Origin of the sequence: Streptomyces sp. NPDC059003, from assembly GCF_042740445.1 — a bacterium.
Taxonomy (GTDB): Bacteria; Actinomycetota; Actinomycetes; order Streptomycetales; family Streptomycetaceae; genus Streptomyces.
This window is the reverse complement of record NZ_JBHYJH010000093.1, coordinates 1-15986: the sequence shown is the minus strand read 5'-3', so window position 1 is coordinate 15986 and position 15986 is coordinate 1. Positions and strand designations below refer to the sequence as shown.

Genomic DNA, 15986 nt, shown 5'->3' with positions numbered 1-15986 from the left:
GGCCGCAGCCCCTAGCAGGGAAATCCTTCGGGAGATCTGTGTGAGCGGGACTGCGACACGCCCGACCGCGTGGGTCGGATGGAAGTAGAAAAGAGGACCTCCCGGGGGCCAGAGCGTTCGAGACAAAGGACTACTAAGTAGCCATGGCGGGACAGAAGATCCGCATCCGGCTCAAGGCCTACGACCACGAGGTCATCGACTCCTCGGCGAAGAAGATCGTCGAGACGGTGACCCGCACTGGTGCGTCGGTCGCGGGCCCGGTGCCGCTGCCCACTGAGAAGAACGTGTACTGCGTCATCAAGTCGCCGCACAAGTACAAGGACTCGCGCGAGCACTTCGAGATGCGCACGCACAAGCGCCTGATCGACATCCTCGACCCGACGCCCAAGACCGTTGACTCGCTGATGCGCCTGGACCTTCCGGCCGGCGTCGACATCGAGATCAAGCTCTGAGAGGCACGGAAGAGATGACCAAGCAGATCAAGGGCATCCTGGGCGAGAAGCTCGGCATGACCCAGGTCTGGGACGAGAACAACCGTGTCGTCCCGGTGACCGTGGTCAAGGCCGGGCCCTGTGTCGTTACCCAGGTCCGTACGAATGACAGCGACGGCTACGAGTCGGTCCAGATCGCCTTCGGCGAGATCGACCCGCGCAAGGTGAACAAGCCCCTCAAGGGCCACTTCGCCAAGGCCGACGTGACCCCCCGTCGTCACCTCGTCGAGATCCGTACCGCTGACGCCAGCGAGTACACCCTCGGCCAGGAGCTGACCGCCGAGACCTTCGAGTCCGGCGTCAAGGTCGACGTGACCGGCAAGAGCAAGGGCAAGGGCTTCGCCGGTGTCATGAAGCGCCACAACTTCGGTGGCCTCGGCTCCAGCCACGGCACCCAGCGCAAGCACCGCTCGCCCGGTTCCATCGGTGGCTGCGCCACCCCTGGCCGTGTGTTCAAGGGCCTCCGCATGGCTGGCCGCATGGGCAACGAGCGGGTCACCACCCAGAACCTGACCGTTCACGCCGTTGACGCGGAGAAGGGCCTGCTCCTCATCAAGGGAGCGGTTCCCGGTCCGAACGGCGGCCTCGTCCTGGTCCGTACCGCGGCCAAGGGGGCTTGAGGAACCGATGAGCACCATTGACATCCTTTCGCCGGCAGGCGACAAGGCCGGGACCGTCGAGCTCCCCGCGGAGATCTTCGACGTCGAGAAGGTCAGCATCCCGCTGATCCACCAGGTCGTTGTCGCGCAGCTGGCCGCTGCCCGCCAGGGCACGCACAAGACCAAGACCCGTGGCGAGGTCCGCGGCGGTGGCAAGAAGCCGTACCGCCAGAAGGGCACCGGCCGCGCGCGTCAGGGTTCGACCCGTGCGCCGCAGTTCGCCGGCGGTGGCGTGGTCCACGGCCCCGTGCCGCGTGACTACTCGCAGCGGACCCCGAAGAAGATGAAGGCCGCGGCCCTGCGCCACGCCCTCACCGACCGGGCCCGCAACAACCGCATCCACGTCGTCACCGACGTGGTCGCGGGCGACATCTCCACCAAGGCCGCCAAGGCCCTCCTTGCCAAGATCAGCGAGCGCAAGAACGTGCTCCTGGTCATCGGCCGCGAGGACGAGAAGGCCCTGCTGTCCGCCCGCAACCTGCCCCAGGTGCACATCCTGGAGCCGGGCCAGCTGAACACGTACGACGTTCTCGTCTCGGACGACGTGGTCTTCACCCAGGCCGCTTTCGAGTCCTTCGTGTCTGGCCCCAAGGCCGCTGACACCGAAGGGAGCGAGGCCTGATGGCTATCCGTCACCCCGCTATCGCCTCGAAGGCCGCCAAGGCCGCCAAGGCCGCGCGCGTCGCCAAGGCGAAGCGCCACGCCACCGAGGGCAAGAACACCGTCGAGACGCCGCTGAGCAAGAGCTTCACGGACCCCCGTGACGTCCTCGTCAAGCCGGTCGTCTCCGAGAAGAGCTACGCGCTGCTCGACGAGGGCAAGTACACCTTCGTCGTCGACCCGCGTGCCAACAAGACCCAGATCAAGCAGGCCGTCGAGGCGGTCTTCTCGGTCAAGGTCACCGGTGTCAACACGCTCAACCGCCAGGGCAAGCGCAAGCGCACCCGCACCGGTTTCGGCAAGCGTGCCGACTCCAAGCGCGCGATCGTGACCCTCGCTGAGGGCGACCGTATCGACATCTTCGGCCAGGCCTCCTAACGGAGCGCCCTGGTCCGAATATCGGACGAGGACTGAGAAATGGGAATCCGCAAGTACAAGCCGACGACGCCGGGCCGCCGTGGCTCCTCCGTCGCCGACTTCGTCGAGGTCACGCGGTCCACGCCGGAGAAGTCGCTGGTCCGCCCGCTGCACAGCAAGGGCGGCCGTAACAACGCCGGTCGTGTGACCGTTCGCCACCAGGGTGGCGGACACAAGCGCGCCTACCGCGTGATCGACTTCCGTCGTCACGACAAGGACGGCGTGCCGGCGAAGGTCGCGCACATCGAGTACGACCCGAACCGCACCGCGCGCATCGCCCTTCTGCACTACGCGGACGGCGAGAAGCGCTACATCATCGCCCCGCGCGGCCTGGCGCAGGGTGACCGGGTGGAGAACGGCCCTGGCGCCGACATCAAGCCCGGCAACAACCTGGCCCTGCGCAACATCCCGGTCGGTACCACGATCCACGCGATCGAGCTCCGTCCGGGCGGCGGCGCCAAGTTCGCCCGCTCCGCGGGTGCCTCGGTGCAGCTGCTCGCCAAGGAGGGCTCGATGGCCCACCTGCGCATGCCGTCCGGCGAGATCCGCCTGGTCGACGTCCGCTGCCGCGCCACCATCGGCGAGGTCGGCAACGCCGAGCAGTCGAACATCAACTGGGGCAAGGCCGGCCGCATGCGCTGGAAGGGCGTCCGCCCGACCGTGCGCGGTGTCGTCATGAACCCGGTTGACCACCCGCACGGTGGTGGTGAGGGCAAGACCTCCGGTGGTCGCCACCCGGTCTCCCCGTGGGGTCAGAAGGAAGGTCGTACTCGCTCGCCCAAGAAGGCGTCGAGCAAGTACATCGTCCGCCGCCGCAAGACGAACAAGAAGCGCTAGGAGCGGGTTTAGATGCCGCGCAGTCTCAAGAAGGGGCCCTTCGTCGACGACCACCTGATCAAGAAGGTGGACGCCCAGAACGAAGCCGGCACCAAGAACGTCATCAAGACCTGGTCCCGTCGCTCCATGATCGTGCCGGCCATGCTGGGCCACACGCTCGCGGTGCACAACGGCAAGACCCACATTCCGGTGTTCGTCACCGAGTCGATGGTCGGCCACAAGCTCGGCGAGTTCTCGCCGACGCGCACCTTCCGGGGTCACGTCAAGGACGACCGGAAGTCGAAGCGCCGCTAAGGCGGGGTGGAATCGACTATGACTAACACCGAAGGGACAACCATGGAAGCCAGGGCCCAGGCGCGGTACATCCGCGTCACGCCCATGAAGGCCCGCCGCGTGGTGGACCTCATCCGTGGCATGGACGCCACGGAGGCTCAGGCGGTCCTGCGTTTCGCCCCGCAGGCCGCGAGCGTGCCGGTGGGCAAGGTGCTGGACAGCGCCATCGCCAACGCCGCGCACAACTACGACCACACGGACGCCTCGTCGCTGTTCATCAGCGAGGCGTACGTGGACGAGGGCCCGACCCTGAAGCGGTTCCGTCCGCGTGCCCAGGGCCGTGCCTACCGGATCCGTAAGCGGACCAGCCACATCACCGTGGTCGTCAGCAGCAAGGAAGGAACCCGGTAATGGGCCAGAAGGTAAACCCGCACGGGTTCCGGCTCGGTGTCACGACCGACTTCAAGTCGCGTTGGTACGCCGACAAGCTGTACAAGGACTACGTCAAGGAAGACGTCGCCATCCGTCGGATGATGACGTCCGGCATGGAGCGCGCCGGCATCTCGAAGGTGGAGATCGAGCGCACCCGTGACCGCGTGCGTGTGGACATCCACACCGCTCGTCCCGGCATCGTCATCGGCCGCCGTGGCGCCGAGGCCGACCGCATCCGCGGTGACCTCGAGAAGCTCACGGGCAAGCAGGTCCAGCTGAACATCCTCGAGGTCAAGAACCCCGAGGTCGACGCTCAGCTCGTGGCCCAGGCCGTTGCGGAGCAGCTGTCCTCCCGCGTCTCCTTCCGCCGTGCCATGCGCAAGAGCATGCAGTCGGCCATGAAGGCGGGCGCCAAGGGCATCAAGATCCAGTGTGGTGGCCGTCTCGGCGGCGCCGAGATGTCCCGCTCGGAGTTCTACCGCGAGGGCCGTGTGCCCCTGCACACGCTCCGCGCGAACGTCGACTACGGCTTCTTCGAGGCCAAGACGACCTTCGGCCGCATCGGCGTGAAGGTCTGGATCTACAAGGGCGACGTCAAGAACATCGCCGAGGTCCGCGCCGAGAACGCCGCTGCCCGCGCCGGCAACCGCCCGGCCCGTGGTGGCAACGACCGCCCGGCCCGTGGTGGCCGCGGTGGCGAGCGTGGCGGCCGCGGTCGCAAGCCGCAGCAGCAGTCCGCGCCGGCTGCCGAGGCCCCCAAGGCCGAGGCTCCCGCCGCTGCCGCTCCGGCTGCTGAGAGCACCGGAACGGAGGCCTGACCGACATGCTGATCCCCCGTAGGGTCAAGCACCGCAAGCAGCACCACCCCAAGCGCTCTGGCATGAGCAAGGGTGGTACGCAGGTGGCGTTCGGCGAGTACGGCATCCAGGCCATGGGCCCGGCGTACGTGACCAACCGCCAGATCGAGGCCGCGCGTATCGCGATGACCCGCCACATCAAGCGTGGCGGCAAGGTCTGGATCAACATTTACCCGGACCGCCCGCTGACCAAGAAGCCTGCCGAGACCCGCATGGGTTCCGGTAAGGGTTCGCCGGAGTGGTGGGTTGCGAACGTCAAGCCTGGTCGCGTGATGTTCGAGCTGTCCTACCCCAACGAGAAGATCGCCCGTGAGGCTCTGACTCGTGCCGCCCACAAGCTGCCGATGAAGTGCCGGATCGTCAAGCGCGAGGCAGGTGAAGCGTGATGTCGGCCGGTACCAAGGCGTCCGAGCTGCGCGAGCTGGGCAACGAGGAGCTTCTGAACAAGCTCCGCGAGGCCAAGGAAGAGCTGTTCAACCTCCGCTTCCAGGCGGCGACGGGTCAGCTCGAGAACCACGGTCGGCTGAAGGCCGTCCGCAAGGACATCGCGCGGATCTACACCCTGATGCGTGAGCGCGAGCTGGGCATCGAGACGGTGGAGAGCGCCTGATGAGCGAGAGCAACGTGACTGAAGAGAAGACCGCCCGCGGTTTCCGCAAGACCCGTGAGGGTCTGGTCGTCAGCGACAAGATGGACAAGACCGTCGTCGTCGCCGTCGAGGACCGTGTCAAGCACGCGCTGTACGGCAAGGTCATCCGCCGTACGAACAAGCTCAAGGCGCACGACGAGCAGAACGCCGCGGGTGTCGGCGACCGCGTCCTCCTCATGGAGACCCGGCCGCTGTCCGCGACGAAGCGCTGGCGCGTCGTCGAGATCCTCGAGAAGGCCAAGTAATTTCCGAGGGGGTTTCCCCTCGGATCAGTTCCGCCAGGCTCGGCAGGGGCCGACCTCGTAAGAGCGAAGCCCCTGCCGGGAACCGGCAGACACACAGGAGATAGACGTGATCCAGCAGGAGTCGCGACTTCGCGTCGCCGACAACACGGGTGCGAAGGAAATCCTCACCATCCGTGTTCTCGGTGGCTCGGGTCGCCGCTACGCGGGCATCGGTGACGTCATCGTCGCCACCGTCAAGGACGCAATCCCCGGTGGCAACGTGAAGAAGGGTGACGTCGTCAAGGCGGTCATCGTTCGCACCGTCAAGGAGCGCCGCCGTCCGGACGGCTCGTACATCCGCTTCGACGAGAACGCCGCCGTCATTCTGAAGAACGACGGCGACCCTCGCGGCACCCGTATCTTCGGCCCGGTCGGCCGTGAGCTGCGCGAGAAGAAGTTCATGAAGATCATCTCGCTCGCGCCGGAGGTGCTGTAAGCATGAAGATCAAGAAGGGTGACCTGGTCCAGGTCATCACCGGCAAGGACAAGGGCAAGCAGGGCAAGGTCATTGCCGCTTACCCGCGCGACGAGCGCGTCCTGGTCGAGGGTGTCAACCGGGTCAAGAAGCACACCAAGGCCGGTCCGACCGCCAGCGGCTCGCAGGCCGGCGGCATCGTGACGACCGAGGCCCCGATCCACGTGAGCAATGTCCAGCTCGTCGTGGAGAAGGACGGCAAGAAGGTCGTTACCCGCGTCGGCTACCGCTTTGACGACGAGGGCAACAAGATCCGCGTTGCCAAGCGGACGGGTGAGGACATCTGATGACGACCACCACCACTCCGCGCCTCAAGACGAAGTACCGCGAGGAGATCAAGGGCAAGCTGCAGGAGGAGTTCTCGTACGAGAACGTCATGCAGATCCCCGGCCTCGTCAAGATCGTGGTGAACATGGGTGTCGGCGACGCCGCCCGTGACTCCAAGCTCATGGACGGTGCCGTCCGTGACCTGACCACGATCACCGGTCAGAAGCCGGCCATCACCAAGGCCCGCAAGTCCATCGCGCAGTTCAAGCTGCGCGAGGGCCAGCCGATCGGTGCCCACGTCACGCTCCGTGGCGACCGCATGTGGGAGTTCCTGGACCGCACCCTGTCGCTCGCGCTGCCGCGCATCCGCGACTTCCGTGGTCTGTCCCCCAAGCAGTTCGACGGCCGTGGCAACTACACCTTCGGTCTCACGGAGCAGGTCATGTTCCACGAGATCGACCAGGACAAGATCGACCGCGTCCGGGGTATGGACATCACCGTGGTGACCACGGCGACCAACGACGCTGAGGGCCGTGCGCTCCTTCGTCACCTCGGCTTCCCGTTCAAGGAGGCGTAAGCGAGATGGCGAAGAAGGCTCTGATCGCTAAGGCTGCTCGCAAGCCCAAGTTCGGTGTGCGCGCGTACACCCGCTGCCAGCGCTGCGGCCGTCCGCACTCCGTGTACCGCAAGTTCGGCCTGTGCCGCGTGTGCCTTCGTGAGATGGCTCACCGTGGCGAGCTGCCGGGCGTGACCAAGAGCTCCTGGTAGTCCCCTAGTTGGGATTACCGGAGGCTCTCGGTAAGCAATGAGGCCGGTGGGGGCCCAGTCGCGCATGCCTTAGGCTTGTGTGGTTGGGCGCCCGCCGCCCTCGTACGACTTACTACGCCGTAGGTCCCCGCGCCGCACCCGTCCCGCCCATGAGTGGGGAGAGGGATGGCGCATACAGGAAACCCCGGCGAGAGAGGCCGAAGGCCAATTCATGACCATGACTGATCCGATCGCAGACATGCTTACGCGTCTGCGGAACGCGAACTCGGCGTACCACGACACCGTGGCGATGCCGCACAGCAAGATCAAGTCGCACATCGCGGAGATCCTCCAGCAGGAGGGCTTCATCACGGGCTGGAAGGTCGAGGACGCCGAGGTCGGCAAGAACCTCGTCCTGGAGCTGAAGTTCGGCCCCAACCGTGAGCGCTCCATCGCGGGCATCAAGCGGATCTCCAAGCCCGGTCTGCGGGTTTACGCGAAGTCCACCAACCTGCCGAAGGTGCTCGGCGGCCTGGGCGTGGCCATCATCTCCACGTCGCACGGTCTGCTCACCGGCCAGCAGGCGGGCAAGAAGGGCGTGGGTGGGGAAGTCCTCGCCTACGTCTGGTAGCGGAAGGGAACGGAGGAAACAGCTATGTCGCGTATTGGCAAGCTCCCCATCACGGTTCCCGCCGGCGTGGACGTCACCATCGACGGGCAGACGGTCTCGGTGAAGGGCCCCAAGGGCACCCTGAGCCACACCGTTGTCGCGCCGATCGAGATCGCTAAGGGCGAGGACGGCGTTCTGAACGTCACCCGTCCCAACGACGAGCGTCAGAACAAGGCCCTGCACGGCCTGTCCCGCACGCTGGTGGCGAACATGATCACCGGCGTGACCCAGGGTTACGTGAAGAAGCTCGAGATCAGCGGTGTCGGTTACCGCGTCCTGGCGAAGGGCTCCAACCTGGAGTTCTCGCTCGGCTACAGCCACCCGATCCTGATCGAGGCGCCCGAGGGCATCTCGTTCAAGGTCGAGTCGCCGACCAAGTTCTCGGTCGAGGGCATCGACAAGCAGAAGGTCGGCGAGGTTGCGGCCAACATCCGCAAGCTGCGCAAGCCTGACCCGTACAAGGCCAAGGGTGTCAAGTACGAGGGCGAAGTCATCCGCCGCAAGGTCGGAAAGGCGGGTAAGTAAGCCATGGCATACGGTGTCAAGATTGCTAAGGGCGACGCTTACAAGCGTGCTGCCATCAAGCGCCGTCACATTCGTATCCGGAAGCACATCTCCGGTACGGCCGAGCGTCCGCGCCTGGTCGTGACGCGTTCCAACCGGAACATCGTGGCCCAGGTGATCGACGACGTGAAGGGTCACACCCTGGCGTCGGCGTCCACCCTGGACGCGTCGATCCGTGGTGGCGAGGGCGACAAGTCCGCGCAGGCCAAGCAGGTCGGCGCCCTGGTCGCCGAGCGCGCCAAGGCCGCCGGTGTCGAGGCTGTCGTGTTCGACCGTGGTGGTAACCAGTACGCCGGGCGCATCGCCGCCCTGGCGGACGCCGCCCGCGAAGCCGGACTCAAGTTCTGAGTCCTGGTTCCGTAGCTAGCGGAAACAGAGAGAGGTAATTCCAATGGCTGGACCCCAGCGCCGCGGTGGCGGTGCCGGTGGCGGCGAGCGGCGGGACCGGAAGGGTCGCGACGGTGGCGCTGCTGCCGCCGAGAAGACCGCGTACGTTGAGCGCGTTGTCGCGATCAACCGCGTCGCCAAGGTTGTGAAGGGTGGTCGTCGCTTCAGCTTCACCGCGCTGGTCGTGGTGGGCGACGGTGACGGCACCGTGGGTGTCGGTTACGGCAAGGCCAAGGAGGTGCCGGCCGCCATCGCCAAGGGTGTGGAGGAGGCCAAGAAGCACTTCTTCAAGGTCCCCCGTATCCAGGGCACCATCCCCCACCCCATCCAGGGTGAGAAGGCCGCGGGCGTCGTCCTGCTGAAGCCTGCTTCCCCCGGTACCGGTGTTATCGCCGGTGGCCCGGTGCGCGCCGTCCTGGAGTGCGCCGGCGTTCACGACATCCTGTCGAAGTCGCTCGGCTCCGACAACGCGATCAACATCGTGCACGCGACCGTGGCGGCCCTCAAGGGCCTGCAGCGTCCCGAGGAGATCGCGGCCCGCCGTGGTCTGCCGCTCGAGGACGTCGCCCCCGCGGCTCTCCTGCGTGCGCGTGCGGGAGCGGGTGCGTAATCATGGCTCAGCTCAAGATCACGCAGACGAAGTCGTACATCGGCAGCAAGCAGAACCACCGCGACACCCTGCGCTCCCTTGGCCTCAAGGGCATCAACACGCAGGTCGTCAAGGAGGACCGCCCCGAGTTCCGCGGCATGGTGCACACCGTCCGCCACCTCGTGACGGTTGAGGAGGTCGACTGATCATGGCGGAGCAGAACCCGCTCAAGATCCACAACCTCCGTCCCGCCCCGGGCGCCAAGACCGCCAAGACCCGTGTCGGTCGTGGTGAGGCGTCGAAGGGTAAGACGGCCGGTCGTGGTACCAAGGGCACGAAGGCCCGCTACCAGGTTCCGGAGCGCTTCGAGGGTGGCCAGATGCCCCTCCACATGCGTCTCCCGAAGCTGAAGGGCTTCAAGAACCCGTTCAAGACCGAGTACCAGGTCGTCAACCTGGACAAGCTCGCTGCCCTCTACCCCGAGGGTGGCGAGGTCACGGTGGCCGACCTGGTCGCCAAGGGCGCCGTTCGCAAGAACAGCCTTGTCAAGGTCCTCGGCCAGGGCGAGATCACCGTGGCGCTGCAGGTGACGGTTGACGCCGTCTCCGGCTCCGCCAAGGAGAAGATCACCGCCGCCGGCGGTACCGTCACCGAGCTCGTCTGAATTTTCCAGGCGTCTCGATGACTTGAGCGATCCCGACCGGGGATGCCCCACAAAAGGGGCATCCCCGGTTGGTCGTTCCAAGGGGGGCACGGTCGCCGGTAAGGTGGCGTGCACTGTTACTTTCCGCGCGGTCTGTCCTCGCGACCGGCCGGGCGGTTCTTGCCTGTTGTACCCGTGGCAAGTTACGTACTTATCCGTCGGACTCATCACCGTCACCTCTGACGCAGTAGCGCGGGGGTCGCAGGAGGCACCGTGCTCACCGCGTTCGCCCGGGCGTTCAAGACGCCCGACCTGCGCAAGAAGCTGCTCTTCACGCTCGGCATCATCGTGATCTACCGGCTCGGGACGCATATCCCGATTCCCGGCGTCGACTACACGAATGTCCAGAAGTGCATTGACCAGGCGAACGCCAACCAGGGCCTGTTCGGCCTGGTGAACATGTTCAGCGGTGGCGCACTGCTGCAGATCACGATCTTCGCGCTCGGCATCATGCCGTACATCACGGCGAGCATCATCCTGCAGCTGCTTACCGTGGTGATCCCGCGCCTGGAGGCCCTGAAGAAGGAGGGCCAGGCAGGCACGGCGAAGATCACGCAGTACACGCGCTATCTGACCATCGCGCTCGCGATCCTGCAGGGCACCGGCCTGGTCGCCACCGCCCGCACCGGCACCCTCTTCCAGGGCTGCTCGGTCGCCTCGGACATCGTTCCCGACCAGTCGATCTTCGGGACCATCACGATGGTGGTCACCATGACCGCCGGTACGGCGTGCGTGATGTGGCTCGGCGAGCTCATCACCGACCGCGGCATCGGCAACGGCATGTCGATCCTGATGTTCATCTCGATCGCCGCGACCTTCCCCGCCGCCCTGTGGGGCATCAAGAAGCAGGGCGACCTGGCGGGCGGCTGGATCGAGTTCTTCACCGTCATCCTGGTCGGACTCTTCATGGTCGGCCTGGTCGTCTTCGTCGAGCAGGCACAGCGCCGCATCCCGGTGCAGTACGCGAAGCGCATGATCGGCCGCCGGTCCTACGGCGGTACGTCGACGTACATCCCGCTGAAGGTCAATCAGGCGGGCATCATCCCTGTGATCTTTGCCTCGTCACTGCTCTACATTCCGGCCCTCGTCGCGCAGTTCGCGGGTGGCCAGTCCGGGTGGAAGACCTGGATCGAGCAGAACCTGACCAAGGGTGACCACCCGATTTACATCGTCACCTACTTCGTCCTGATCGTGTTCTTCGCCTTCTTCTACGTGGCGATCTCCTTCAACCCGGAGGAAGTCGCGGACAACATGAAGAAGTATGGTGGCTTCATCCCGGGCATCCGGGCTGGCCGACCGACCGCTGAGTACCTGAGCTACGTACTCAACCGGATCACCTGGCCGGGCTCGCTGTATCTGGGTCTGATCGCTCTTGTGCCAACGATGGCGTTGGTGGGCTTCGGCGCGAACCAGAACTTCCCCTTCGGTGGAACGAGCATCCTCATCATCGTGGGTGTGGGTCTGGAGACCGTGAAGCAGATCGAGAGCCAGCTCCAGCAGCGCAACTACGAAGGGTTCCTCCGCTGATGCGAATCGTCCTCGTCGGGCCGCCCGGTGCGGGCAAGGGTACGCAGGCCGCGTTCCTTGCCAAGAACCTGTCGATCCCGCACATCTCCACGGGCGACCTCTTCCGGGCCAACATCAGCCAGGGCACCGAGCTCGGCAAGCAGGCCAAGGCGTACATGGACGCCGGCAACCTGGTGCCGGACGAGGTCACCATCGGGATGGCCAAGGACCGCATGGCCAAGCCGGACGCCGAGCACGGCTTCCTGCTCGACGGCTTCCCGCGGAACGTCTCGCAGGCCGAGGCGCTCGACGTCGCCCTCAAGGCCGACGACGTGAAGCTGGACGCGGTCCTGGACCTCGAGGTCCCCGAGGACGAGGTGGTCAAGCGCATCGCGGGCCGCCGCATCTGCCGCAAGGACTCCAGCCACGTCTTCCACGTGGTGTACTCCCCGCCGAAGGCCGAGGGCGTCTGCGACGTCTGCGGCGGCGAGCTCTACCAGCGCGACGACGACTCCGAGGAGACCGTCCGCAAGCGCCTCGAGGTCTACCACACCCAGACCGAGCCGATCATCGACTACTACCGGACGCAGGGCCTGGTCGTGACGATCTCCGCGCTCGGCAAGGTCGACGAGGTCACGAAGCGCGCGATGGACGCCCTCAAGGGCGACAAGTAAGTAGCCATTAGTACGTCGCTTCGGCCGCGGTGCCCGTCATGGGCACCGCGGTCGTAGTGTTGTGTACGTAGCCGGTTGATGTACGGATGACGGAGAGCGGAAGCCCCATGGTGCAGATCAAGACCCCCGAGCAGATCGCGAAGATGCGTGAGGCGGGCCTTGTCGTCGCCGCCATCCACGCCGCGACCCGCGCGGCCGCGGTGCCCGGCGCCACCACCAAGGACCTGGACGAGGTCGCGCGCAAGGTCCTCGCCGAGCACGGCGCGAAGTCCAACTTCCTCGGCTACGGCGGCTTCCCCGCGACCATCTGCACCTCGAAGAACGAGGTCGTCGTGCACGGCATCCCGAGCGACGACGTCGTGCTCCAGGACGGCGACATCATCTCCATCGACGCGGGCGCGATCGTCGACGGCTGGCACGGGGATGCGGCGTTCACCGCGTTCGTGGGCGGCGGTCACGCTCCGGAGCTGATCGAGCTCTCCCGGGTGACCGAGGAGTCGATGTGGGCCGGCATCGCGGCCATGAAGCAGGGCAACCGGCTCGTCGACATCTCCCGCGCCATCGAGACCTACATCCGCCGCCAGCCCCGCCCGGCCCGCGGCAAGTACGGGATCATCGAGGACTACGGCGGCCACGGCATCGGCACCGAGATGCACATGGACCCGCACCTGCTGAACTACGTGGAGCGGCGGCGCGGCCGCGGGGCCAAGCTGGTGCCCGGGTTCTGCCTGGCCATCGAGCCGATGGTGTCCCTCGGCACGGCCAAGACCGAGGTGCTCGAGGACGACTGGACCGTCATCACGACGGACGGCACCTGGTCCTCGCACTGGGAGCACAGTGTCGCCCTGACCGAGCAGGGCCCGCTGGTCCTGACCGCGCCCGACGGCGGCAAGGCGAAGCTGGCCGAGTACGGGATCACCGCGGCGCCGGATCCGCTGGGCTAAGGGCGGCGCCGCCGCCGTCCGGATGGCACGGATCGGGCGTTTGCTTAAGGATCTCCCCGGTGGGGCAGAATCCTCGATTCGTCTTTCCGGGTGCACTGACGTAGACTGACGCGTCGGCTCTCGTGCATTCGCATGTCTGCGTCACCGCGCAGAGTCGATCAAGGTAGTCGATTCGAAGGGCGAAGCGTGGCCAAGAAGCAAGGTGCCATCGAGATCGAGGGCACTGTCGTCGAGTCTCTTCCGAACGCCATGTTCAAGGTCGAGCTCCAGAACGGCCACCAGGTCCTGGCACACATCAGCGGCAAGATGCGCATGCACTACATCCGCATCCTCCCTGACGACCGGGTCGTGGTGGAGCTTTCTCCGTACGACCTGACGCGTGGCCGGATCGTCTACCGGTACAAGTAGATCTTGCCCGCACTCCGCTTCCGCGGGGTGGTGGCACTGACCCGGAGAACCTCACACCCATGAAGGTCAAGCCGAGCGTCAAGAAGATCTGCGACAAGTGCAGGGTGATCCGCCGTCACGGCCGGGTCATGATCATTTGCGACAACCCGCGCCACAAGCAGCGCCAGGGCTGACGCACGTACTGCACTCGCAGATTTTCGCGCGACGCACGTAACAGCACATATGCAGGACCCGTCCCTCTTCAGGTCCATCAGGTAATGGAGGGCGACACCCCCGGTCGGAGGCCGGGGACCCAGTACGTACCTCATACGGCGGCTGGGAGCGGTACTGCTGAAGACCTCCGAGTATCAACAGGAGCCATGAATGGCACGCGTTGAAGGCGTTGACCTCCCGCGCGACAAGCGCATCGAGGTCGCCCTCACCTACGTGTTCGGCATCGGCCGGACGCTGTCCCAGCAGACGCTGGACGCCACTGGTGTCGACCGCAACACCCGTGTTCGAGACCTGACCGAGGAAGACCTCGTCAAGATCCGCGAGTACGTGGACCAGAACGTCAAGACCGAGGGTGACCTCCGTCGCGAGATCCAGGCCGACATCCGCCGCAAGGTCGAGATCGGCTGCTACCAGGGTCTGCGTCACCGTCGCGGCCTGCCGGTCCGCGGTCAGCGCACCAGCACCAACGCTCGCACCCGCAAGGGCCCGCGTCGCGCCATCGCCGGTAAGAAGAAGCCGGGCAAGAAGTAGTCCTCGCTCAGCGGTCTATCGACAGCTGTTGCTGCAGGACCGACCACCTCCCGTAGGAGTTATAGATGCCCCCCAAGGGTCGTCAGGGCGCTGCCAAGAAGGTGCGCCGCAAGGAAAAGAAGAACGTCGCTCACGGCCACGCGCACATCAAGAGCACGTTCAACAACACGATCGTGTCCATCACGGACCCGACCGGCAACGTGATCTCCTGGGCCTCCGCCGGCCACGTCGGCTTCAAGGGCTCGCGCAAGTCCACGCCGTTCGCCGCGCAGATGGCCGCCGAGTCGGCTGCCCGTCGCGCCCAGGAGCACGGCATGCGCAAGGTCGACGTCTTCGTCAAGGGCCCGGGTTCCGGTCGTGAGACCGCCATCCGTTCGCTGCAGGCGACCGGCCTCGAGGTCGGCTCCATCCAGGACGTCACCCCGACCCCGCACAACGGCTGCCGTCCCCCCAAGCGCCGCCGCGTCTGACGCGACGCCGCTTGCGCGGTTGCTTTGAGGATTCGGGCGGTACGTACCCTTCGGGGGCCGTGCCGCCCGTACCCTTGTACTACTCAAGGGCATCAAATAGTGGGTGCCCATGACTGAAGGATTCACTTCATGCTGATCGCTCAGCGTCCCTCGTTGACCGAAGAGGTCGTCGACGAGTTCCGCTCCCGGTTCGTCATCGAGCCGCTGGAGCCGGGCTTCGGCTACACCCTCGGCAACTCCCTGCGTCGGACCCTCCTGTCCTCGATCCCGGGTGCGGCGGTCACGTCCATCCGCATCGACGGTGTCCTGCACGAGTTCACCACCGTGCCGGGCGTCAAGGAGGACGTCACCGACCTCATCCTCAACATCAAGCAGCTGGTCGTGTCCAGCGAGCACGACGAGCCCGTCGTGATGTACCTGCGCAAGCAGGGCCCGGGCCTCGTGACCGCCGCCGACATCGCCCCGCCCGCCGGTGTCGAGGTGCACAACCCCGACCTGGTCCTCGCCACGCTCAACGGCAAGGGCAAGCTGGAGATGGAGCTGACCGTCGAGCGCGGTCGCGGCTATGTCTCCGCCGTCCAGAACAAGCAGGTGGGCCAGGAGATCGGCCGTATCCCGGTCGACTCCATCTACTCGCCGGTGCTGAAGGTCACGTACAAGGTCGAGGCCACGCGTGTCGAGCAGCGCACCGACTTCGACAAGCTGATCGTCGACGTCGAGACCAAGCAGGCCATGCGGCCGCGCGACGCCATGGCGTCCGCCGGTAAGACGCTGGTCGAGCTGTTCGGTCTGGCCCGCGAGCTCAACATCGACGCCGAGGGCATCGACATGGGCCCGTCCCCGACGGACGCCGCGCTCGCCGCCGATCTCGCCCTGCCGATCGAGGAGCTGGAGCTCACCGTTCGGTCGTACAACTGCCTCAAGCGCGAGGGCATCCACTCCGTGGGTGAGCTCGTGGCCCGCTCCGAGGCGGACCTGCTCGACATCCGCAACTTCGGTGCGAAGTCGATCGACGAGGTCAAGATGAAGCTCAACGGGATGGGCCTTGCGCTCAAGGACTCGCCCCCCGGCTTCGACCCGACCGCCGCCGCGGACGCCTTCGGCGCCGACGACGACGCGGACGCCGGCTTCGTCGAGACCGAGCAGTACTAAGAGCTCGGGACTGACGGTCTGATTTTGGCTGCGCGTGCGTTCTGGTTGCTCGCGCAGTTCCCCGCGCCCCTCCGGGGCGCGGTCCACTGACCCCGGTACCTGATACGGCCGGGGCAGATCACAAGGA

The 15986-nt window shown here is 66.0% G+C and carries 29 protein-coding genes; all 29 read left to right on the top strand.

The window, feature by feature from the left end; translation table 11 throughout:
- Positions 1 to 143: 143 nt before the first annotated feature.
- The 29 genes from rpsJ (at position 144) to ACFWZ5_RS28115 (ending at position 15859) form a co-directional block, all read left to right on the top strand.
- Positions 144 to 452 carry a 30S ribosomal protein S10 gene (gene rpsJ, locus ACFWZ5_RS28255; protein ID WP_003948644.1) on the top strand — a complete coding sequence of 103 codons (309 nt, stop codon included), beginning with the start codon at positions 144 to 146 and terminating at the stop codon, positions 450 to 452.
- Between the two features lie 14 nt (positions 453 to 466).
- Entirely contained in the window at positions 467 to 1111 is a 645-nt protein-coding gene (gene rplC, locus ACFWZ5_RS28250) for a 50S ribosomal protein L3 (RefSeq protein WP_030359023.1), read from the top strand.
- 7 nt (positions 1112 to 1118) lie between these two features.
- On the top strand, positions 1119 to 1772 hold the full coding sequence (rplD, locus tag ACFWZ5_RS28245; protein ID WP_384799834.1) for a 50S ribosomal protein L4: 654 nt from the start codon (positions 1119 to 1121) through the stop codon (positions 1770 to 1772).
- Entirely contained in the window at positions 1772 to 2188 is a 417-nt protein-coding gene (rplW, locus tag ACFWZ5_RS28240) for a 50S ribosomal protein L23 (protein WP_384799831.1), read from the top strand. The genes rplD and rplW overlap by 1 nt, the downstream gene beginning before the upstream one ends.
- Before the next feature lie 39 nt (positions 2189 to 2227).
- Complete coding sequence (gene rplB / locus ACFWZ5_RS28235; protein ID WP_384799828.1) at positions 2228 to 3064, top strand: 50S ribosomal protein L2; 837 nt, start codon at positions 2228 to 2230, stop codon at positions 3062 to 3064.
- A 12-nt stretch (positions 3065 to 3076) separates the two neighbouring features.
- Complete coding sequence (rpsS, locus tag ACFWZ5_RS28230; protein ID WP_003992359.1) at positions 3077 to 3358, top strand: 30S ribosomal protein S19; 282 nt, start codon at positions 3077 to 3079, stop codon at positions 3356 to 3358.
- A 42-nt stretch (positions 3359 to 3400) separates the two neighbouring features.
- On the top strand, positions 3401 to 3748 hold the full coding sequence (gene rplV / locus ACFWZ5_RS28225; RefSeq protein WP_009327087.1) for a 50S ribosomal protein L22: 348 nt from the start codon (positions 3401 to 3403) through the stop codon (positions 3746 to 3748).
- Positions 3748 to 4587, top strand: a complete 840-nt coding sequence (gene rpsC / locus ACFWZ5_RS28220) for a 30S ribosomal protein S3 (RefSeq protein WP_384799824.1) — start codon at positions 3748 to 3750, stop codon at positions 4585 to 4587. The genes rplV and rpsC overlap by 1 nt, the downstream gene beginning before the upstream one ends.
- A gap of 5 nt (positions 4588 to 4592) precedes the next feature.
- Positions 4593 to 5012, top strand: a complete 420-nt coding sequence (gene rplP / locus ACFWZ5_RS28215) for a 50S ribosomal protein L16 (protein WP_190134825.1) — start codon at positions 4593 to 4595, stop codon at positions 5010 to 5012.
- Complete coding sequence (gene rpmC, locus ACFWZ5_RS28210; protein WP_010036720.1) at positions 5012 to 5236, top strand: 50S ribosomal protein L29; 225 nt, start codon at positions 5012 to 5014, stop codon at positions 5234 to 5236. The genes rplP and rpmC overlap by 1 nt, the downstream gene beginning before the upstream one ends.
- The gene (gene rpsQ, locus ACFWZ5_RS28205) at positions 5236 to 5520 is read left to right on the top strand and encodes a 30S ribosomal protein S17 (protein WP_067283945.1); all 285 of its coding nucleotides are present in this window, start codon (positions 5236 to 5238) and stop codon (positions 5518 to 5520) included. Before rpmC ends, rpsQ begins: the two co-directional genes overlap by 1 nt.
- A gap of 106 nt (positions 5521 to 5626) precedes the next feature.
- Entirely contained in the window at positions 5627 to 5995 is a 369-nt protein-coding gene (rplN, locus tag ACFWZ5_RS28200) for a 50S ribosomal protein L14 (protein WP_003974257.1), read from the top strand.
- Between the two features lie 2 nt (positions 5996 to 5997).
- Complete coding sequence (gene rplX / locus ACFWZ5_RS28195) at positions 5998 to 6321, top strand: 50S ribosomal protein L24 (protein WP_384799819.1); 324 nt, start codon at positions 5998 to 6000, stop codon at positions 6319 to 6321.
- A complete protein-coding gene (gene rplE, locus ACFWZ5_RS28190) occupies positions 6321 to 6878 on the top strand; it encodes a 50S ribosomal protein L5 (protein ID WP_138961315.1) in 558 nt (185 codons plus the stop codon). The genes rplX and rplE overlap by 1 nt, the downstream gene beginning before the upstream one ends.
- A gap of 5 nt (positions 6879 to 6883) precedes the next feature.
- Complete coding sequence (locus ACFWZ5_RS28185; RefSeq protein WP_003956452.1) at positions 6884 to 7069, top strand: type Z 30S ribosomal protein S14; 186 nt, start codon at positions 6884 to 6886, stop codon at positions 7067 to 7069.
- Positions 7070 to 7280: 211 nt separating this feature from the next.
- Positions 7281 to 7679 carry a 30S ribosomal protein S8 gene (rpsH, locus tag ACFWZ5_RS28180; RefSeq protein WP_018528360.1) on the top strand — a complete coding sequence of 133 codons (399 nt, stop codon included), beginning with the start codon at positions 7281 to 7283 and terminating at the stop codon, positions 7677 to 7679.
- A 24-nt stretch (positions 7680 to 7703) separates the two neighbouring features.
- On the top strand, positions 7704 to 8243 hold the full coding sequence (rplF, locus tag ACFWZ5_RS28175; RefSeq protein WP_384799817.1) for a 50S ribosomal protein L6: 540 nt from the start codon (positions 7704 to 7706) through the stop codon (positions 8241 to 8243).
- Between the two features lie 3 nt (positions 8244 to 8246).
- Positions 8247 to 8630 (top strand): 50S ribosomal protein L18, encoded by a 384-nt coding sequence (rplR, locus tag ACFWZ5_RS28170; protein WP_037664020.1) that lies wholly within the window; start codon positions 8247 to 8249, stop codon positions 8628 to 8630.
- 43 nt (positions 8631 to 8673) lie between these two features.
- On the top strand, positions 8674 to 9279 hold the full coding sequence (rpsE, locus tag ACFWZ5_RS28165; RefSeq protein ID WP_016645168.1) for a 30S ribosomal protein S5: 606 nt from the start codon (positions 8674 to 8676) through the stop codon (positions 9277 to 9279).
- Between the two features lie 2 nt (positions 9280 to 9281).
- Positions 9282 to 9464, top strand: coding sequence for a 50S ribosomal protein L30 (gene rpmD, locus ACFWZ5_RS28160; protein WP_005481207.1), 183 nt, complete (start codon positions 9282 to 9284; stop codon positions 9462 to 9464).
- A gap of 2 nt (positions 9465 to 9466) precedes the next feature.
- The gene (gene rplO, locus ACFWZ5_RS28155) at positions 9467 to 9922 is read left to right on the top strand and encodes a 50S ribosomal protein L15 (protein WP_384799813.1); all 456 of its coding nucleotides are present in this window, start codon (positions 9467 to 9469) and stop codon (positions 9920 to 9922) included.
- Positions 9923 to 10174: 252 nt separating this feature from the next.
- Positions 10175 to 11488, top strand: a complete 1314-nt coding sequence (gene secY / locus ACFWZ5_RS28150; RefSeq protein ID WP_384799810.1) for a preprotein translocase subunit SecY — start codon at positions 10175 to 10177, stop codon at positions 11486 to 11488.
- The gene (locus ACFWZ5_RS28145; protein WP_384799807.1) at positions 11488 to 12141 is read left to right on the top strand and encodes an adenylate kinase; all 654 of its coding nucleotides are present in this window, start codon (positions 11488 to 11490) and stop codon (positions 12139 to 12141) included. The genes secY and ACFWZ5_RS28145 overlap by 1 nt, the downstream gene beginning before the upstream one ends.
- Positions 12142 to 12248: 107 nt before the next feature.
- A complete protein-coding gene (gene map / locus ACFWZ5_RS28140; RefSeq protein WP_384799838.1) occupies positions 12249 to 13085 on the top strand; it encodes a type I methionyl aminopeptidase in 837 nt (278 codons plus the stop codon).
- Positions 13086 to 13271: 186 nt separating this feature from the next.
- Positions 13272 to 13493, top strand: a complete 222-nt coding sequence (gene infA, locus ACFWZ5_RS28135; RefSeq protein WP_003948620.1) for a translation initiation factor IF-1 — start codon at positions 13272 to 13274, stop codon at positions 13491 to 13493.
- Between the two features lie 59 nt (positions 13494 to 13552).
- A complete protein-coding gene (gene rpmJ / locus ACFWZ5_RS28130) occupies positions 13553 to 13666 on the top strand; it encodes a 50S ribosomal protein L36 (RefSeq protein WP_003948619.1) in 114 nt (37 codons plus the stop codon).
- Between the two features lie 190 nt (positions 13667 to 13856).
- Positions 13857 to 14237, top strand: a complete 381-nt coding sequence (gene rpsM / locus ACFWZ5_RS28125) for a 30S ribosomal protein S13 (RefSeq protein ID WP_138961323.1) — start codon at positions 13857 to 13859, stop codon at positions 14235 to 14237.
- A gap of 65 nt (positions 14238 to 14302) precedes the next feature.
- On the top strand, positions 14303 to 14707 hold the full coding sequence (rpsK, locus tag ACFWZ5_RS28120) for a 30S ribosomal protein S11 (protein ID WP_003948617.1): 405 nt from the start codon (positions 14303 to 14305) through the stop codon (positions 14705 to 14707).
- A gap of 129 nt (positions 14708 to 14836) precedes the next feature.
- Positions 14837 to 15859 (top strand): DNA-directed RNA polymerase subunit alpha, encoded by a 1023-nt coding sequence (locus ACFWZ5_RS28115; protein WP_016645160.1) that lies wholly within the window; start codon positions 14837 to 14839, stop codon positions 15857 to 15859.
- Positions 15860 to 15986: the final 127 nt, after the last annotated feature.

Bases quoted from the DNA above. Each gene is read 5' to 3' on its own strand.
- rpmJ (WP_003948619.1), top strand. From the start codon at position 13,553: ATGAAGGTCAAGCCGAGCGTCAAGAAGATCTGCGACAAGTGCAGGGTG.
- rpsH (WP_018528360.1), top strand. From the start codon at position 7,281: ATGACCATGACTGATCCGATCGCAGACATGCTTACGCGTCTGCGGAAC.
- rpsK (WP_003948617.1), top strand. From the start codon at position 14,303: ATGCCCCCCAAGGGTCGTCAGGGCGCTGCCAAGAAGGTGCGCCGCAAG.
- rpmD (WP_005481207.1), top strand. From the start codon at position 9,282: ATGGCTCAGCTCAAGATCACGCAGACGAAGTCGTACATCGGCAGCAAG.
- rplP (WP_190134825.1), top strand. From the start codon at position 4,593: ATGCTGATCCCCCGTAGGGTCAAGCACCGCAAGCAGCACCACCCCAAG.
- rpsE (WP_016645168.1), top strand. From the start codon at position 8,674: ATGGCTGGACCCCAGCGCCGCGGTGGCGGTGCCGGTGGCGGCGAGCGG.
- rpmC (WP_010036720.1), top strand. From the start codon at position 5,012: ATGTCGGCCGGTACCAAGGCGTCCGAGCTGCGCGAGCTGGGCAACGAG.
- rplX (WP_384799819.1), top strand. From the start codon at position 5,998: ATGAAGATCAAGAAGGGTGACCTGGTCCAGGTCATCACCGGCAAGGAC.
- rpsQ (WP_067283945.1), top strand. From the start codon at position 5,236: ATGAGCGAGAGCAACGTGACTGAAGAGAAGACCGCCCGCGGTTTCCGC.
- rpsS (WP_003992359.1), top strand. From the start codon at position 3,077: ATGCCGCGCAGTCTCAAGAAGGGGCCCTTCGTCGACGACCACCTGATC.
- rplB (WP_384799828.1), top strand. From the start codon at position 2,228: ATGGGAATCCGCAAGTACAAGCCGACGACGCCGGGCCGCCGTGGCTCC.
- rplW (WP_384799831.1), top strand. From the start codon at position 1,772: ATGGCTATCCGTCACCCCGCTATCGCCTCGAAGGCCGCCAAGGCCGCC.
- rplV (WP_009327087.1), top strand. From the start codon at position 3,401: ATGGAAGCCAGGGCCCAGGCGCGGTACATCCGCGTCACGCCCATGAAG.
- rplD (WP_384799834.1), top strand. From the start codon at position 1,119: ATGAGCACCATTGACATCCTTTCGCCGGCAGGCGACAAGGCCGGGACC.
- map (WP_384799838.1), top strand. From the start codon at position 12,249: ATGGTGCAGATCAAGACCCCCGAGCAGATCGCGAAGATGCGTGAGGCG.
- rpsJ (WP_003948644.1), top strand. From the start codon at position 144: ATGGCGGGACAGAAGATCCGCATCCGGCTCAAGGCCTACGACCACGAG.
- ACFWZ5_RS28185 (WP_003956452.1), top strand. From the start codon at position 6,884: ATGGCGAAGAAGGCTCTGATCGCTAAGGCTGCTCGCAAGCCCAAGTTC.
- rplE (WP_138961315.1), top strand. From the start codon at position 6,321: ATGACGACCACCACCACTCCGCGCCTCAAGACGAAGTACCGCGAGGAG.
- ACFWZ5_RS28145 (WP_384799807.1), top strand. From the start codon at position 11,488: ATGCGAATCGTCCTCGTCGGGCCGCCCGGTGCGGGCAAGGGTACGCAG.
- ACFWZ5_RS28115 (WP_016645160.1), top strand. From the start codon at position 14,837: ATGCTGATCGCTCAGCGTCCCTCGTTGACCGAAGAGGTCGTCGACGAG.
- rplC (WP_030359023.1), top strand. From the start codon at position 467: ATGACCAAGCAGATCAAGGGCATCCTGGGCGAGAAGCTCGGCATGACC.
- rpsC (WP_384799824.1), top strand. From the start codon at position 3,748: ATGGGCCAGAAGGTAAACCCGCACGGGTTCCGGCTCGGTGTCACGACC.
- rplO (WP_384799813.1), top strand. From the start codon at position 9,467: ATGGCGGAGCAGAACCCGCTCAAGATCCACAACCTCCGTCCCGCCCCG.
- rplR (WP_037664020.1), top strand. From the start codon at position 8,247: ATGGCATACGGTGTCAAGATTGCTAAGGGCGACGCTTACAAGCGTGCT.
- rplF (WP_384799817.1), top strand. From the start codon at position 7,704: ATGTCGCGTATTGGCAAGCTCCCCATCACGGTTCCCGCCGGCGTGGAC.
- rpsM (WP_138961323.1), top strand. From the start codon at position 13,857: ATGGCACGCGTTGAAGGCGTTGACCTCCCGCGCGACAAGCGCATCGAG.